The organism is Microbacterium sp. STRO-1N (assembly GCF_057748015.1).
This window is the reverse complement of sequence record NZ_CM173234.1, coordinates 253,985-269,354: the sequence shown is the minus strand read 5'-3', so window position 1 is coordinate 269,354 and position 15,370 is coordinate 253,985. Positions and strand designations below refer to the sequence as shown.

Sequence of the window (15,370 nt, the reverse complement as noted above, 5' to 3'; positions counted from 1 at the left end):
TCGCCGCGTCACCGACAGTCCATGGCCCCGTCACGGAAGCTCCAACGAGCGCCGATTGACTCGAGGCATGAGACGACTCCATCGCGCCCTCGCCACTGCCGCCGTCGCCGCGACCGCTGCCTCGCTGCTGATCAGCGCCCCGGCCGCGGCATCCGGAAACCAGACCACCCCCACGTCGAAGATGCACGCGTTCGAGCCCACGCTCGTCGCGTGGGCCGAGCTGTCCGCCGACTTCCTCGCCGAGGGACCGGCCTCCGGCGCTCAGGCCACACCGGCGAACGGCCGGCAGGGGCCGTGGGACGGCCAGGTCATCCCCGGGTTCTCCGCCGTGATCGACAACGGCGACGGCACGTTCTGGGCCCAGCCGGACAACGGCTTCGGGTCGAAGGGCAACTCCGCCGACTTCCTGCTGCGCAACTACCGGGTGCGGCCGGCCTGGCAGACCGCGGACGGCGGCTCGGGCGAGATCGCCATCGAGCGCTTCATCTCGTACAACGACCGCAATGGCGTGCTCGACTTCCCGATCGTGAATGACGAAACCGAGGAGCGTCTGCTCACCGGCGCCGATTTCGACATCGAATCGGTCGTCCGCGCCAAGGACGGCACGTTCTGGGTCGGCGAGGAGTTCGGACCCTTCCTGCTGCACTTCGACGCCGACGGCACGCTCCTCGAGAAGCCGTTCGCCCTCGACGGCGTGCAGTCGCCGCAGAACCCGTATCTCGGCGGCGCGGCCCCGACGCTGCCCGCCAGCCGCGGTTTCGAGGCGATGGCCGGTTCCGTCAACGGCCGCTACCTCTACCCGATCATCGAGGGCGCCTACACGGGTGAGACCGACCTGCGTCGTCGCGAGATCCACGAGTTCGACACGAAGAGCGGGGCGTACACAGGCCGGTCCTGGAACTACCAGACCGACCAGGAGCCGAACGTCATCGGCGACGCCTTCACGGTGAAGAACAACGTGCTGCTCGTCGTTGAGCGCGACGATTTCGAGGGCGACCAGGCGGTCACCAAGCGCATCTACGAGATCGATCTGACGAAGGCGGATGCCGAGGGCTACGTCGAGAAGAAGCTGGTGCTCGACGCGCTCCGCATCTCCAACCCTGACGCGTTGAGCGCCGGCAACGGATACGGCACCGGCGAGGTCTGGTCGCTGCCCGTCCAGTCGCTCGAGACCGTCGTTCAGCTGAAGGACGGCAACCTGCTCATCGCCAACGACAACAACTTCCCCGGCAACGACGCGCGTACGACCGGCACCCCGGATGACACCGAGTTCGCCGTCATCGATCTCGATCGCACGAAGATCGAGAAGGAGTTCATCACGGTCGTCGGCCACCGCGGCGCCAGCGGATACCGTCCGGAGCACACGCTCGCCGCATACGAGCAGGCGATCATCCAGTGCGCCGATTACATCGAGCCGGACGTCGTGTCGACGAAGGACGGCGTCCTGGTCGCGCGCCACGAGAACGAGATCGGCGGCACCACCGACGTGTCGACGCGACCCGAGTTCGCCGACCGGCGGACCACCAAGGTCATCGACGGCGCGAACATCACCGGCTGGTTCACCGAGGACTTCACCTTCGCCGAGCTGCGCACGCTCCGCGCCAAGGAGCGCCTGCCTCAGGTCCGCCCGGGGAACACCGCGTTCGACGGACTGTACGTGGTCCCGACGCTCGACGAGGTCATCGACCTCGCGCGCCACTCGATCAGCTGCGACGGCCGCCAGATCGGTGTCTACCCCGAGACGAAGCACCCGAGCTACTTCGACTCCATCGGCCTCTCGCTCGAGGAGCCGCTCGTCGCTGCTCTCCAGGCCAACGGCGTCGACTCCGCGGATGCCCCGGTGATCGTGCAGAGCTTCGAGGTGTCGAACCTGAAGGATCTCGCCGGCCTCACCGATGTGACGCTCGCGCAGCTGATCAGTTCGTCCGGACGCCCGTACGACTTCACGCTCGCCGGTGACTCGCGCACGTACGCGGACCTCGTGACGCCGAGCGGCCTCGCCGGGATCGCGGAGTACGCCGACGGCATCGGTGCCGAGAAGTCGGTGCTGATCCCGCGGACCGCGCAGGGCACGCTGGGTGCGCCCGCTCCGGTGATCGCGGACGCCCACACGGCAGGACTCGACGTGCACGGCTGGACGTTCCGCCTGGAGAATCAATTCCTGCCGGTCGAGTTCCGCTCCTCGACCGACCCGGCCGCTCCCGGTGATCTCGCGGGCGAGATCCAGGTCTTCCTGGATGCCGGAATGGACGGCATCTTCAGCGACCATCCCGACATCGCGGCAACCGTCGGCTGACCGCGGCGTCCTCCGGCATCCACCAGACCCTCAGGAAACCTCACTGATGAAAAGAAGATTCGCACCTGTCACCGGTGCCGTTGCGCTGGCTGCCGTGCTGAGCGTGGCAGCCCCTGCCGGCGCCGCCACGGCGGACTCCCCGCTCCCTCCCGGCCACGCCGAGACGCCGAAGGCGATCGACAACTACCCGGCGACGATCGCATCCGGGTCGTGGGATGCCGGACACATCCAGGGCATCGCCATCGACGAGAAGAACGGGTTCGTCTACCACTCGTTCACGGACATGCTGGTCAAGACCGACCTTCACGGCAACGTCGTGGGAACCGTCGAGGGGTTCACCGGCCATCTCGGCGACCTGGATTTCAACATCAAGGACGGCCGCGTCTACGGCTCCCTCGAGTACAAGGCCGAGGAGGCCTTCTACATCGCCATCTTCGACGTCGACAAGATCACCGAAGTGGGCATGGACGCCGAGGACTCGGGCATCGTCACCGCCGTCTACCTCGAAGAGGTCGTGGAGGACTACACCGCGGACATGGACGGCGACGGCACATTCGACGGCAACACGGGCGACACCGCAGACCACCGGTACGGTTCGAGCGGCATCGACGGCGTCTCCTTCGGACCCGCGTTCGGAACGAAGAACGGCAAGCAGCAGCTCATGGTCGCCTACGGCGTCTACCGCAACAACGACCGGGCAGACAACGACAATCAGGTGATCCTGCAGTACGACGTCTCCGGGTGGGGAGAGTACGAGCGGCCTCTGACCCAGGCGGATCCGCACGCCTCGGGCCCCGCCGAAGAGGACGCCAAGTACTTCGTCCACACCGGCAACACCCACTACGGCGTGCAGAACCTGTCATACGATGCCAGCAGCCGCCTCTGGTACCTGGGCGTCTACCGCGGCAGCAAGCCCGAGTACCCGAACCGGACCATGTACGTCGTCGACGGAACAGCAGCTGTCACGGAGCAGCCCATCCAGGGCCAGCCCGACGGAGAGACCGGCCTCGTGCTCCCGCTCCTGCAGCAGGGCCTGCCGCACGAGCCCACCGGCATCCACGGGTGGGAGTTCAAGTCCGACGTCGGCATCGAATCCATCGGTCACGGCTACTTCTACGTCGCCCGCGATTTTGACGACCTCTCCAGCGGTCACAAGCAGGAAGCCGCCACTCTGGAGCTGTATCGCTGGACCGGCGAAGGTGCCTCCGGGTTTCAGAAGGTCACCGGCTGAGAGGGCCTTCGGAGCCCGGAGTACCCTCGGTCGTGGAAGGGAGCGCCATGACCATCCAACCCAGGAACGTCGGTCCGGACGAGAACGTCGAGGGCTATCTGATCGGGTCGCCCGTCAGCATCATCCGCGAGTTCGACAGCACGCCGGGCTCCGGTCCACGGTTGCACCGGCATCCCTACGCCGAGACGTTCGTCATCCACCGCGGTCGGGCGCTGTTCACGGTCGGCGAGGAACAGGTCGTCGGGGTGGGCGGACAGATCCTCGTCGTGCCAGCGCTGATCGCGCATCGGTTCGAGGTGCTGGACGGCGGCACCTATGAGGCGACGCATGTGCACGCGAACGACCGATTCGTCACGGAGTGGCTCGAGTAGGGCAGGATGGCGGGATGACCGCCGACCCGCGCACGCGTCTCGAGAAGCTGCGCGTCGACGCGCTCGCACGCGCCGAGGCGGCGATCGCGGCACTCACGCAGCTGACGCACGATCGCGAGGGCGCGAACGACGACGACGAGCACGACCCCGAAGGCGTGACCCTGTCCTCGGAGTGGTCGCGCCTGAGCGGCCTCGCGGATGCCGCGCAGGCCGAGCTTCGTCAGATCGAGGATGCGCTGATCCGGGTGGGTGCCGGGACATACGGCGTCTGCACGAACTGCGGCCGCGGCATCCCGTCGGAGCGTCTGGCGGCGCGACCGTTCGCCGAGCTGTGCGTGCCGTGCGCGGAGAAGTCCGGGCGGTGAGGCTCACCGCCCGGACTCCGTTCACCAGCGGACCGGACCGTCGATGTCCATGAACGTCCCCGAAGGCGCGTCCTCGGGGAGGGTCGCCGCTTTGACGATGACCTGCGCGGCATCTTCCGCCCTGGTCGGCGCCTGCTCGCGATTGCCGGGGGCCAGGTCCGTCTGAACCCAGCCGGGGCACACCGATGTCACCTTCATCGGGCCGTCGCCGAGCTTCTTGCTGAGACCGATCGTCAGGCTGTTCACGGCTGCCTTCGACGCCTGGTACGCCGGTACGACGCTCGCATAGAAGGGCGACTCGGGGTTGGACTGATCGCTCAGCGAACCCATGGTCGACGAGACGTTGACGATGCGCGCGCCCTCACTGCGTCGCAGCAGCGGCAGGAACTGCTCGGTGACGCTGACGACGCCGAACACGTTCGTCTCGAACGTGGCGATCAGCGATGGCACGTCGACGAATTCGTGAGCGCCGGATGCGGTCGCTTCGGGGAGGATCCCCGCGTTGTTCACCAGGACGTCGAGTCGGCCGTGACGGCGCTCGATCTCGGCAGCACCGGCGGCGACGCTGGCGGTCGAGGTGACGTCCAGGGTCAGCGCCTCGGCGCGAAGCCCCTGGTCGACGAGGCTCTGCGCGCTGTCCCGGGTCGCCGCTTCGTCGCGCCCGGCGACGATGACCGTCGCTCCGGTGCGGGCGAGGGCAGTGGCTGCGGCGAGTCCGAGGCCGCGGTTGGCTCCGGTGACCAGTGCGATGGTGCTCATGTTCGGTATCCCTTTCCAGCCCGGCGGCGCCGGGTCGGTTCCATCCTGGACCGATGCGTGAAGGGATGCTGGCGGAAATCGGACACCGCGTGACGGCCGCGTGGTGGGACAGGGGCGCGGAGGGACGACGAAGGGGCGAACGCCTTGCGGCGCCCGCCCCTCAGTCAGTCAGACTCGTCAGTCCTGAACGAGCTTGCGACGACGCACGATCAGCAGGACGATGCCCGCCGAGATGAGCGCAAGCGCACCGGCCGAGGCCGTCAGGGTGACCGTGGTGTCCATACCCGTGGTTGCGAGCTCACCGTCGCCCCCGGCGGACGGAGCCTCGCCGCCGCCGTTGCCGCCCGGAGCCGGAGCCGGCGCAGGCGCCGGAGCCGAGACCGAGAAGGCCAGCTCAGCTGCCGTGGCGGAGTTGACTCCGTCGACGGTCTGAACAGCGCGGACCGTGTAGGACCCCGGCTCGAGAGCTGCCTCGAAGTCGATGCTCCACTTGCCGTCGACGACCGTCGCGCGGTAGCTGCCGCTCTCGGCCGCGAGTGCGGCGACCGCAGTGGCGCTGGCGGCATCCACACCGTTCAGCGCGACCTTGACCGTTGCGCCCTCGATGCCGGTGCCGGACAGGCCCGTCGGGCCGGCCGTGGGACCGAAGACCTGGCCGTCGAAGATCGACGTGATCGCCGGAGCGGCCGGTGCCAGGGTGAACGTCGACTTGACGACGCCCGAGAACTCGTCTGCGTTGCGGAACTGCTGCGCGGTGACCGTGTACTCGCCGTAGGACTCGACGTTCAGGCCGTCGATGGTCCAGGTGCCGTCCTCGGCGACCGTGACGGGCGCGAAGCTGTCACCGCTGCTGTCGTCGCCGAGGCTGACCTCGACGGTGTGACCCGCGACACCGGTGCCGCTGATGCTCGTGAGCGGAGCGCTCACCGTCGAGCCGTCAGCCGGCGACGTGATGACAGGAGCTGCCACCGCCGGCGGAACGACCTTGACGTCCCACGTGGTGGTCGCCGAGCGGCTGTAGCCGTTCACGGCAGTGAAGGTGTAGGAGAACTCACCCTTGTTCTCGACCTTGAAGCTGAACTTGCCGTCCTCGACCTTGACCGAAGTGGGTTCGCCGCCGTCGCGCGTGATGATGACGGACTTCGCGTTGTTGCTCGGTACGGTGCCGGTGATGGTCGAGCCGCGCTCGACGGTGTCGCCTGCATCGATCTTGGGCTTGTCGATCGAGAGGGCGACCGTGTAGCCGTCGGTGAACTCGAGGCTCTTGGTCAGTGATGCGGCCCACGTGAACACGCCGGGCTTGCCACCGCTGATGAGGCCGACGGCCGTGTTGCCCTGGATGACCGCGCCACCCGAGTCGCCGGGCGCACCCTCGACATCGCTGGAGAAGCCGCGGACCCAGTGCCCGTTGCCGTTGCCGTCCACGATCTCTGCCCAACCATCGAGGATGTCGAGGGAAGGATCGATCGTTCCGGTCGTGAAACCTGTCGTGCGGCCGCTCTTCGAGACGGAACCGTACGTCGGCTCGCCGACCGAGGTGACCTTCACGGAGCCCTCAGCCAGCGAGTCGAGAGCCTCACCGGCCGTGGACCAGTCGGTCACGGCGGGAAGCGGGTTCCAGCCACCGGCCTCGTTGATGTCGATGACGGAGATGTCGATCGAGGTCGGATCCTTCTCCGCACCCGAGGTGTAGCCAGGACCACCGAACTGCGCGAATCCGAACTCACCGAGGATGACGGTCGGCTCGGGGAGCACCCAGCCGGGGCCGTCAACGGCCGGCTCTTCGCTGGGGACCGTCAGGGCAGTGAGACTGGTCTTGTCGCCGTTCTCGTCGAAGGCGCAGTGTCCGGCGCTGAGGAGCGCAGGTGCACCATCGGGCGTGTAGGCGGAGAAACCGATCGAGCAGGCGCCGCCGGTCTCGGTCATGTATCCCTGACCACCGACGACGTCGCCTTCGGCCCAGGCCTCGAGCGCAGCCGGGACCGTGACGATCTCGGCGTTCTTGGCGTCAACACTGTCAGCGAAGGCCTCGACGGCATCCTCACCCTTGCCGGTTGAGACGCTGTCTTCGGTGACCACGATGACGTCGTCACCCTGAGCGTTCACACCTACCGCGACGATCTCAACCTCGGCCTCGGCCGCTTCCTCGGCAGCCTTGTCGACCTGCTCTTCGGTGATCTTCGTCTCAGGCGCTTCTGTCTCCTTCGGCGCGGCAGTTTCCTCCGCGGCCGGAGTCGAGCTCGCTTCCGGTGTCGAAGAAGCGGTCGGCGTCGGCGCCGGCGTGGTCTCGGCGGCGACGGCCGGAGCTGCGAAGACGAGGCCTCCGAGCGTCAGCGTCGCGGCTGCAGTCAGCGCCAGTGAACGGCGCCCCATTCCTCTGGTCATGTATGAGTGTCCTTTATCGCTGCGGAAAATACGCAGTGTCCCCCCGCCGGAGCTGAATACCCCTATACGTACTCCGGAAGAACATGCGGCGGCTGGCACCGAAGCGCAAAGCCTCGTTCAGAGTACACAGCATTCGCACAGACTCCAATGGGTAGTTCTCCCCACGTCGAGAATTCACCTGATCTTCGCCGCGTCCGGCGCGTGCTGAGTACCATCGAAGACATGGCCTCCCACCGCATCCGCACCAGCCTCGTCCTGGCCGCAGCCGCCCTCCTCCTCACGGCCTGCGCGCCGGCAGGCGGACCGGGCTCCGCGCCGACCTCGACCGCATCGCCGGCCGGGTCGGATGTCGTCGGCACTTGGGGGTCGGATGCCGCGGGAGAACCGTTTCTCGAATTCACCGACGACGGCACGGTGAAAGGAACCGACGGCTGCAACGGCATCGGCAGCACCTACACCGTTGTCGACGATGCGGTCGAGATCGCGCCGTACGTCTCGACGCTCAAGGCCTGCCAGGGCGTTGACGACTGGTTGCGGGGCATCAGCGTCGTCCAGGTCGAGGGCGACACCCTCATCGTCATGGACGAGGCCGGCACGAAGATCGGCGAGCTCCCCCGTTCCTGAGCGGGTTCGCGCGAATCGCGACACGGCTAGGCTGAGGCCATCATGGACGTGTTCCTCCAAGGCTTCTGGGACTTCGCGGGGCGCTACTGGTGGCTGATCTTCCCCCTCATGGGCGTCGCCGGTGGTATCGGGAAGGCATGGGAACGCGCCTCCAAGCAGCGGCATGAACGACGCCTGGAGACTTTGCGGATCAAGGGCGAGATCAAAGCCGCCCAGATCGCTGCGCGCGGGCAGACGGCACCCATCAGCACTCAGCCGCGGCAGATCCCGGCCGAACCGCAGGTGACATCGAACCAGCTGCTCGAGCGGCTGTTCATCGAACATGACGAGATCACCGCGCGCTGGCTGGAATACGAGCTCGACGTGGCGAAGCTGATCGCCTTCCCCGCCATGAGCGACGGACGCCAGCCGCTGACCGCGGCGTTCCTCCGCGCGAAGAAGCTCGCGGACACGCTGCGGCCGGCATCCGCCGACGCGAAGGTGACCGAGCAGCAGGTCGCCGAGTATCTGGACGCCGTCGGCAACTACGCCGTCGCGTTCGAGGTCGCCGAGCGGGATGCCCGGCGCCTGCGGGACTCGACGTTCACCGAGGCGGAGCGCAAGAAGCTCGACCGTGCGCAGCAGCTTCTGAAGGTCGCCGTCGACGACACCGCGACCCAGGCCGAGCGCAACATCGCCTACAAGCGGGTCCGCGAGGAGCTCGACGGGCTGATCCTGCTGTCCGACGCGGCCGTTGAAGTCCTCGAGAAGCAGGTCGCGCGAGAGATCACGGCGGCGCCCACGCCGGAGCCGGTGACCCCGGCATCCGCCCCGGAACCCGAACGGATGCCGCTGCGTCGAGACGACGAGCGCGCGTGATTCCCTCGTGAGCGCGTCCGAGCTCAGAATCGGCCTCGTCGGCGCCGGCGGGATCTCGCGCGTCCACGCGGACGCCTGGCGGGCCCTCGGCGCGCATGTGACGGTGACGTCCCGCACCGGCGCCGAGGAGCTCGCTGCGGAGTATGGAATGAGCGTGGCTCCCGACGTCGAGACACTGCTCGCAGAAGTCGACGCCGTCGATATCGCTACGCCGAGCAGCACCCACGTCGGAATCGCCCTCGCTGCCATCGCAGCCGGCGTCCATGTCATCTGCGAGAAGCCACTGGCGCCGACCGCCGTCGAAGCCCGGCGCATCGTCGACGCGGCGACAGCGGCGGGAGTGCGGCTGTTCCCCGCGCACGTCGTGCGCTATTTCCCCGCGTACTCCCGGATCAAGGCGCAGATCGATGCGGGGACGATCGGCGAGGTCTCGACGCAGCGCTTGTTCCGGCGTGGATCCGCACCCTCGGCACCGTGGTTCTTCCTGGAGAGCACCGGTGGAGGGGTGATCCGAGACCTCATGATCCACGACATCGACCAGGCGGCCTGGCTCGCCGGTCCTGTCGTGAGCGTCTCGGCGATGCAGGATCCGCCGACGATCGATGACATCGTGCCCGTTCCCGTCACTGCCCGAGTCGAGATGGTGCATGCGAGCGGCGCTCTCTCGCACCTGGAGGCGACGTGGGGTGCACCAGGGCTCGCGTTCCGCACGGGCATCGAGATCGTCGGCTCCCTGGGCCGGCTGGCGTACGACAGTGCGGAGGACTCCTCTCTCCAGAGGGAAGCCACGGCCGACCACCTGCCACCGGCATTCCCGACTGACAGTCCGTATCTCAGCCAGCTCGCCGACTTCGTCGCGGCCATCCAGCAGGATGCCGATGCCCGCGTGTCCGGCCCAGACGGCGTCGCCGCCATCGCCGTCGCTGAGGCCGCCTACGCGTCGATCGCCGCCGGCGGCCCCATCCCCCTCACTCCTGCGGCCGGATGATCGCCTTCATCGAATTCGGCTCCGTCTTCGCGAGCATCAGAGCCTCGGCCGTCTCGGACAAGCCGAAGTGGTGGGTGACGATCGCCGCGGCATCCACCTGTCCGTCGGCGACGAGCGCCATCGCGGTCGGCCAGGTGTGCGCGTAGCGGTTGACGAGCGCGACCGAGAGCTCGCGCACGTTCAGCTTCGACAGCGGCAGTTCGACGGCCTGTTTCGGCATTCCGACCATGGCCGCCCGTCCGCCGTTGTTCAGCCGCCACAGCCCGTCGGCGAGCGCGTTCGGTGCGCCCGAGCACTCCAGCAGGACGTCGAACTCCGGCTCGTGCGAGGCTTCGGCACCCACCTTCTCGACCTCGAGACCGAGGGATGCCGCGAGTTCCAGGCGATAGTCCGACACGTCTGCGACGCGGACGTGTGAGGCACCGAACGCCCGCGCGACCTGGGCGGCGAGCACGCCGACCGGGCCGGCGCCGGTCACGAGCACGCTGTCCCCCGCCTGGAGTCCCGCCCGACGGCACGCCCAGATCCCCACCGACAGCGGCTCCAGCATCGCTCCTTCGTCGAAGGACATGCTCTCCGGCATCCGGAACAGGTTGCGCTCGTCCATGGCCAGCAGCTGTGCGAGGGCCCCGTCGTACGGCGGCGTCGCGAGGAACGCCAGATCGGGGCACAGGTGATAGCGGCCGGCCATGCAGTCCGTGCAGTCGCGACAGGGCGTACCCGGCTCGATCGCGACACGGTCGCCGACGGCGACCTGCGTGACGTCGGCTCCGACGGCGACGACCTGCCCTGATGCCTCGTGGCCGAGCACGATCGGCCCATCCACCACCCAGTCGCCGATGTAGCCGACCGTGAAGTACGCGGCATCCGATCCGCACACCCCGACGGACTCGACCTGCACGAGAGCCTGTCGCGGGGCGAGTTCGGGAACGACTCGATCGACGATCTCGATACGTCCGAGCTCCGGCATGACTGCGGTCCGATTCGTCATGCGCCCAGCTTAGGCGCGGGCATGTCTTGAGCATCCGCCGCGTTGCACCTACGGTCAGCAGCAACGAAGGGATCCCCATGCGCATCGACCTCACCGGCAGAACCGCCCTCGTCACGGGCTCGACCCAGGGCATCGGCCGCGCGATCGCCGCGACACTGGCGGATGCCGGGGCTCGCGTCGCGATCAACGGACGCAGCGCGTCGTCCGTGGCATCCGTGATCACCGAGCTCCGGGCAGAGAACGCGGACCGCACCCTGGTCGCCGCCCCTGGGGACGTCACGACGACGGATGGGACGGATGCCGTGCTCGCCGCGACCGGGCCCGTCGACGTGCTGGTGAACAACCTCGGCATCTTCGGCGCCGAGGACGCCCTCACGATCTCCGACGACGAGTGGCGCCGCTACTTCGAGGTGAACGTCCTCGCCGCCGTGCGCCTGATCCGCGCGACGCTGCCCGGCATGAAGGAGCGCGGATGGGGTCGCGTCCTCAACATCGCCAGCGACTCCGCCGTCGTGATCCCCGCCGAGATGATCCACTACGGCATGTCGAAGACGGCTCTGCTCGCGGTCTCCCGCGGATTCGCGAAGGATGCCGCCGGCACCGGCGTCACGGTGAACTCCGTGCTGGCAGGTCCGACCCACACGGGCGGTGTCGAGACGTTCGTGTACGAACTGGTCGACCGTGCGCTGCCCTGGGAGGACGCCCAGCGCGAGTTCATGCGCCTGCACCGCCCGCAGTCGTTGCTGCAGCGGCTGATCGAACCCGAGGAGATCGCGAACATGGTCGCGTACCTGGCCTCTCCGCTGGCGTCGGCCACGACGGGTGCCGCGGTCCGCGTGGACGGCGGCTACATCGACGCGATCGTGCCGTAGCGGCCGCGGCCGACGCCGGGCGTCAGGATGCCGAGCGCGGCGTCACCCACATCGTGATGTCCGCGTGCACGACGACGACGCCGGCGCGGTCCGTGATGTCGACGGCGACGATGACGTCGCGCGCCTCACCGACCTCCAGCGTGTCCAGTCCTTCGATCGTGCCGACGGCGGTGAGCGTGCCCTTCGCCTTCTTGAGGTACGCCACGTTCATGCCCTTCGGGATCCAGCGGTGCGACTCGGGCAGCGAGTAGTCGATCGTGGTGCCGGCGACGAGCTCGGCGAGGTTGCAGCAGGCGATCGCGTGCACCGTGCCGATGTGGTTGTGCACGCCCCAGCGGTCGCGCATGCGCGCCACCCCTCGACCGGGCTCCAGCGCGATGATCGCGGGGCGGATGGTGCGGAAGTACGGAGCCGTGAAGCTCACGATCGTGCTGAAGATCCGATTCCCGAACGGGCGGGAACGCAGGGCTTCGTAGGGCTTCTTGATCGGCGAGGTCGTCATCGATTCTCCTTGTCGCTGCCTTCCGGCATCCTGACACCCTGGCTCGGACGACACGGGATCCCTGTGGGGCGCAACCAAAGCGACCCATCCGTTCCGCCGCGCCGCTGGCGACCTCCGATGATCGTCGTATCCCCACCCCGGGGTAGGGTGGCCGAAGACGGAGGGATGCCGCAGTGATCGCTCGGTTCGAAGAACTCGACTGGCAGCAGACCCCCATCGGAGAGCTCACCCTGCGACGGCGCACGGAGCCCGCGGTCGGCCAGGAGATCTACGAGGTCAAGCTCGGCGACGAGTTCCTGATGTCGAGCCTGTTCACGGTCGCTGAAGAAGAGCTCTCGCATCTGGGCCTCGCGGCCGTGGTCGGTGAGCGGCTTTCCGTCCTGGTGGGAGGGCTCGGTCTCGGATACACGGCGGTCGCCGCACTCCGCGATCCGCGCGTCCGAACGCTCACCGTGATCGACCGTCTCGGCACGGTCATCTCGTGGCACGAGCGGATGCTCCTGCCCGCCTCAGAGGAACTCGTCGGCGATCTGCGCACGACGCTGGTCGAGGCCGACTTCTTCGCTCTCGTACGCACGGCGCCGCCCGAAGGTCATCAGGGATATTCGGCGATCCTCCTCGACGTGGATCACTCGCCGCGTCACCAGCTGGACCCGACGCACGCGGATCTCTACGACGCGGACGGACTGCGCTCTCTCGACAGGCATCTCGCCGCGGGCGGCGTGTTCGCACTGTGGTCGGACGATCCGCCGGACGACGAGTTCATGACCGAACTGGATGCCGTCTTCGACGACGCGATCGCGCACGTCGTCGACTTCGACAATCCGGTCACCGGGGGAACCTCGTCGAACACGATCTACGTCGCACACACCAGGAAGGCGTGAGCCGCTGTATGCATGTCGAGCACTATGGAGACCGGCAGGGACCGCGCGTCCTGCTGCTCCATGGCGGTGGCGTCGGCGGGTGGATGTGGACGCCGCTGCGCGAGCACCTCGATCACCGAACGCACCTGTTGATCCCGGATCTGCCCGGCCACGATCGCAGTGCGCAGGAGCCGTACTCCTCGCACGACGACGCGGTTCGTGACCTCGTATCGATTCTCGAGGATGACGGGCCCGCTCCCACGGCAGTCGTGGGCTTCTCGCTCGGTGCCCAGCTGGCTGTGCTGCTCGCGGCGGCGCGCCCTGACCTCGTCGACCGCGTCGTCGTCATCAGCGCCCAGGCGGAACCGACGCCGGCTCCCGGTCTCACTCTGGGCCTGCTGCGGGCCACGTCCGGCCTCGCCCGGGTCCGATGGTTTGCCCGCCTGCAGGCGAAGGAGCTTTTCGTCCCTCCCGCGCTGCTTGACGACTATCTGCGGACATCGGCTGCGATGACGTCACAGAGCCTCGTCGCCGCGGTGGGCGAGAACATCCGCTTCACCGTGCCCGACGGGTGGAGCGACTTCCCCGGCCGGGCGCTGATTCTCGCGGGGTCTCGCGAGAAGAGCCTCCTGCGGTCGTCCGCGGAAGCGCTGCACGGCGCACTGCCGGGGAGCGCGTTGGAGTTCGTCCCGGATGCCGGGCACGGAATCCCCCTGCAGCAACCGGGCCTGCTGGCCGAAAGGCTCGAGCAGCTCTGACCGTCAGCGCAGCGACACCGCCCCCATGACCTCGCGGCGCCGGTCGCGCACCCACACGGCATCCGCCCCGCGCGGGGCGAACCGGTACCGGTACGACACGGCGCGCACCCACCGCGGACGCTCCCCATCGAACGGATCCGCAGCGAGCAGACGCAACGTGGGCTGATCGGCCTCGAGCAGCCGCACCAGGAACGCCGTGAACCAGTCGTCCAGCGACCGCCCGAGCGGCAGGAACCACATCAGCCAGTCCAGCCGCAGGTGGTACGGCGCGAACTGCCTCGGCATCCGCTTCAGCGCCCCCGGTTTGCCCTTGAACGCGTACTCGACCCAGTCGGCATCCCCCGGCTCCTCGGCGAGAGTGCCCTCCACGACGATCTCGATCCGCTCCTTGGTGACGGTGCCGAAGGCGCCGTAGGCGTTCGCGAGCTGGTATGGGTTGAAGCTCGCGTTCATGAGCTGCCGACGGGTGAACAGGTTCCGCAGGGCCGGCCAGCTCAGCACGACGTACAGGATGCCGACGGCCGAGGTCACCACGATCCAGTACAGCGGGATGGGCCCCTGGCGGGCCGATCCGGGGATCCCGATCGCCGAGAACGCCAGCACGATGGTCGCCCAGTTCAGCCAGGCGAAGTTGCCCGTTGCGACGAGCCACAGCTGCGTCGCGATGACGATCGCCGCCGCGACGGCACCGATGAGAAGCGGCAGTGGACCTGGCACGACGAGCGACAGGATCGGCACGAACAGGAAGAACGGCACGACCAGCTGCGCGAAGTGATTGCCCACCACCTCGCCCTTGTGGAACCACCGCGGCAGCAGGTGCGCCTGCCGGCTCAGCGGTCCTGGCATCGGCTGCGTCTCGTGGTGATAGGTCAGTGCGGTGAGGTCGCGCCACTCGCGTCCGCCGCGGATCTTGATCATCCCGGCGCCGAACTCGAGGCGGAACACGAGCCACCAGAACAGCACGATCACCACGGTCGGCGGCGGTTCGTGCACCGACCCGAGGAACGCCGCGAGGAATCCGGCCTCCAGCAGCAGCATCTCCCACCCGAACGAGTAGAACGTCTGCCCGATGCTCGTGATCGACATGTACCCGCCCCACAGGGCGAGGAACGCCAGCATGGGCACCCAGCTCGGTCCCCACTGCGGGATGCCGGCGACGAGGGATGCCGAGACCACGATGCCCGCCCAGCACAGACCGACCAATCGCCTGTCGGTATAGCGGATGCGGGTGAAGAGCGTCGGGTGCAGCATCCGCATCCGGGATGCCGACGAGCCGACCCACTCCAGCAGTTGCGGAGCCGGGAGCAGGCCGCGCTCTCCGAGCAGCGGGCGGAACTGGTTCAGCGTCGAGATGAACGCGACGAGATACAGCGCCGCGACGCCCCTCTGCAGGACCTCGCGTGCGAAGAAGAAGTCGACAGCCGCGAAACCGTCCATGCCAGAAGGCTACGTCAACGGATGCTGCGGTGAACGGGGACTTGACAGCCGCTCCGACGAACGCATCGAC

The 15,370-nt window shown here is 68.0% G+C and carries 15 protein-coding genes; 10 read left to right on the top strand and 5 right to left on the bottom strand.

Features of this window, described 5'->3' with window-relative positions:
* Positions 1-67 precede the first annotated feature (67 nt).
* From AC3ANJ_RS01390 to AC3ANJ_RS01375, 4 genes are read left to right on the top strand one after another with little or no spacing between them, the layout of a single operon-like run.
* On the top strand, positions 68-2,296 hold the full coding sequence (locus AC3ANJ_RS01390; RefSeq protein ID WP_488317884.1) for an esterase-like activity of phytase family protein: 2,229 nt from the start codon (positions 68-70) through the stop codon (positions 2,294-2,296).
* Between the two features lie 46 nt (positions 2,297-2,342).
* On the top strand, positions 2,343-3,527 hold the full coding sequence (locus tag AC3ANJ_RS01385; RefSeq protein WP_488317883.1) for a hypothetical protein: 1,185 nt from the start codon (positions 2,343-2,345) through the stop codon (positions 3,525-3,527).
* A gap of 47 nt (positions 3,528-3,574) precedes the next feature.
* Positions 3,575-3,898 carry a cupin domain-containing protein gene (locus AC3ANJ_RS01380; RefSeq protein ID WP_488317882.1) on the top strand — a complete coding sequence of 108 codons (324 nt, stop codon included), beginning with the start codon at positions 3,575-3,577 and terminating at the stop codon, positions 3,896-3,898.
* Positions 3,899-3,912: 14 nt separating this feature from the next.
* Complete coding sequence (locus AC3ANJ_RS01375) at positions 3,913-4,263, top strand: TraR/DksA family transcriptional regulator (RefSeq protein ID WP_488317881.1); 351 nt, start codon at positions 3,913-3,915, stop codon at positions 4,261-4,263.
* Between the two features lie 21 nt (positions 4,264-4,284).
* Here the strand turns inward: AC3ANJ_RS01375 and AC3ANJ_RS01370 are convergent, their stop codons facing one another.
* Positions 4,285-5,022: an SDR family NAD(P)-dependent oxidoreductase gene (locus AC3ANJ_RS01370; protein ID WP_488317880.1), complete on the bottom strand. Its 738-nt coding sequence runs from the start codon at positions 5,020-5,022 to the stop codon at positions 4,285-4,287.
* Positions 5,023-5,199: 177 nt separating this feature from the next.
* The gene (locus tag AC3ANJ_RS01365; RefSeq protein WP_488317879.1) at positions 5,200-7,407 is read right to left on the bottom strand and encodes an LPXTG cell wall anchor domain-containing protein; all 2,208 of its coding nucleotides are present in this window, start codon (positions 7,405-7,407) and stop codon (positions 5,200-5,202) included.
* A gap of 222 nt (positions 7,408-7,629) precedes the next feature.
* Between AC3ANJ_RS01365 and AC3ANJ_RS01360 the strand changes: the two genes are divergently transcribed.
* Genes AC3ANJ_RS01360 through AC3ANJ_RS01350 form a run of 3 tightly spaced genes read left to right on the top strand, consistent with a single transcriptional unit; the run spans position 7,630 to position 9,877 of the window.
* Positions 7,630-8,031, top strand: coding sequence for an META domain-containing protein (locus AC3ANJ_RS01360; protein WP_406247527.1), 402 nt, complete (start codon positions 7,630-7,632; stop codon positions 8,029-8,031).
* 42 nt (positions 8,032-8,073) lie between these two features.
* Positions 8,074-8,889 carry a hypothetical protein gene (locus tag AC3ANJ_RS01355; RefSeq protein ID WP_488317878.1) on the top strand — a complete coding sequence of 272 codons (816 nt, stop codon included), beginning with the start codon at positions 8,074-8,076 and terminating at the stop codon, positions 8,887-8,889.
* A gap of 7 nt (positions 8,890-8,896) precedes the next feature.
* Entirely contained in the window at positions 8,897-9,877 is a 981-nt protein-coding gene (locus AC3ANJ_RS01350) for a Gfo/Idh/MocA family protein (protein WP_488317877.1), read from the top strand.
* Here the strand turns inward: AC3ANJ_RS01350 and AC3ANJ_RS01345 are convergent.
* A complete protein-coding gene (locus AC3ANJ_RS01345; RefSeq protein ID WP_488317876.1) occupies positions 9,858-10,868 on the bottom strand; it encodes an NAD(P)-dependent alcohol dehydrogenase in 1,011 nt (336 codons plus the stop codon). The genes AC3ANJ_RS01350 and AC3ANJ_RS01345 overlap by 20 nt on opposite strands.
* 77 nt (positions 10,869-10,945) lie before the next feature.
* Between AC3ANJ_RS01345 and AC3ANJ_RS01340 the strand changes: the two genes are divergently transcribed.
* Positions 10,946-11,740, top strand: a complete 795-nt coding sequence (locus tag AC3ANJ_RS01340; RefSeq protein ID WP_488317875.1) for an SDR family NAD(P)-dependent oxidoreductase — start codon at positions 10,946-10,948, stop codon at positions 11,738-11,740.
* A 22-nt stretch (positions 11,741-11,762) separates the two neighbouring features.
* On the opposite strand, the gene AC3ANJ_RS01335 is transcribed toward AC3ANJ_RS01340, so the two are convergent.
* Positions 11,763-12,242, bottom strand: coding sequence for a hotdog fold domain-containing protein (locus AC3ANJ_RS01335; protein ID WP_488317874.1), 480 nt, complete (start codon positions 12,240-12,242; stop codon positions 11,763-11,765).
* A gap of 173 nt (positions 12,243-12,415) precedes the next feature.
* On the opposite strand from AC3ANJ_RS01335, the gene AC3ANJ_RS01330 reads away from it, so the two are divergent.
* Together AC3ANJ_RS01330 and AC3ANJ_RS01325 are read left to right on the top strand one after the other, a co-directional pair.
* Entirely contained in the window at positions 12,416-13,126 is a 711-nt protein-coding gene (locus tag AC3ANJ_RS01330; RefSeq protein ID WP_488317873.1) for a spermidine synthase, read from the top strand.
* Positions 13,123-13,863, top strand: a complete 741-nt coding sequence (locus tag AC3ANJ_RS01325; protein WP_488317872.1) for an alpha/beta fold hydrolase — start codon at positions 13,123-13,125, stop codon at positions 13,861-13,863. Before AC3ANJ_RS01330 ends, AC3ANJ_RS01325 begins: the two co-directional genes overlap by 4 nt.
* Positions 13,864-13,866: 3 nt before the next feature.
* Here the strand turns inward: AC3ANJ_RS01325 and AC3ANJ_RS01320 are convergent, their stop codons facing one another.
* Entirely contained in the window at positions 13,867-15,300 is a 1,434-nt protein-coding gene (locus AC3ANJ_RS01320) for a lipase maturation factor family protein (protein WP_488317871.1), read from the bottom strand.
* Positions 15,301-15,370 lie beyond the last annotated feature (70 nt).

Bases quoted from the DNA above. Each gene is read 5' to 3' on its own strand.
- AC3ANJ_RS01390 (WP_488317884.1), top strand. From the start codon at position 68: ATGAGACGACTCCATCGCGCCCTCGCCACTGCCGCCGTCGCCGCGACC.
- AC3ANJ_RS01385 (WP_488317883.1), top strand. From the start codon at position 2,343: ATGAAAAGAAGATTCGCACCTGTCACCGGTGCCGTTGCGCTGGCTGCC.
- AC3ANJ_RS01380 (WP_488317882.1), top strand. From the start codon at position 3,575: ATGACCATCCAACCCAGGAACGTCGGTCCGGACGAGAACGTCGAGGGC.
- AC3ANJ_RS01375 (WP_488317881.1), top strand. From the start codon at position 3,913: ATGACCGCCGACCCGCGCACGCGTCTCGAGAAGCTGCGCGTCGACGCG.
- AC3ANJ_RS01370 (WP_488317880.1), bottom strand. From the start codon at position 5,022: ATGAGCACCATCGCACTGGTCACCGGAGCCAACCGCGGCCTCGGACTC.
- AC3ANJ_RS01365 (WP_488317879.1), bottom strand. From the start codon at position 7,407: ATGACCAGAGGAATGGGGCGCCGTTCACTGGCGCTGACTGCAGCCGCG.
- AC3ANJ_RS01360 (WP_406247527.1), top strand. From the start codon at position 7,630: ATGGCCTCCCACCGCATCCGCACCAGCCTCGTCCTGGCCGCAGCCGCC.
- AC3ANJ_RS01355 (WP_488317878.1), top strand. From the start codon at position 8,074: ATGGACGTGTTCCTCCAAGGCTTCTGGGACTTCGCGGGGCGCTACTGG.
- AC3ANJ_RS01345 (WP_488317876.1), bottom strand. From the start codon at position 10,868: ATGACGAATCGGACCGCAGTCATGCCGGAGCTCGGACGTATCGAGATC.
- AC3ANJ_RS01340 (WP_488317875.1), top strand. From the start codon at position 10,946: ATGCGCATCGACCTCACCGGCAGAACCGCCCTCGTCACGGGCTCGACC.
- AC3ANJ_RS01335 (WP_488317874.1), bottom strand. From the start codon at position 12,242: ATGACGACCTCGCCGATCAAGAAGCCCTACGAAGCCCTGCGTTCCCGC.
- AC3ANJ_RS01320 (WP_488317871.1), bottom strand. From the start codon at position 15,300: ATGGACGGTTTCGCGGCTGTCGACTTCTTCTTCGCACGCGAGGTCCTG.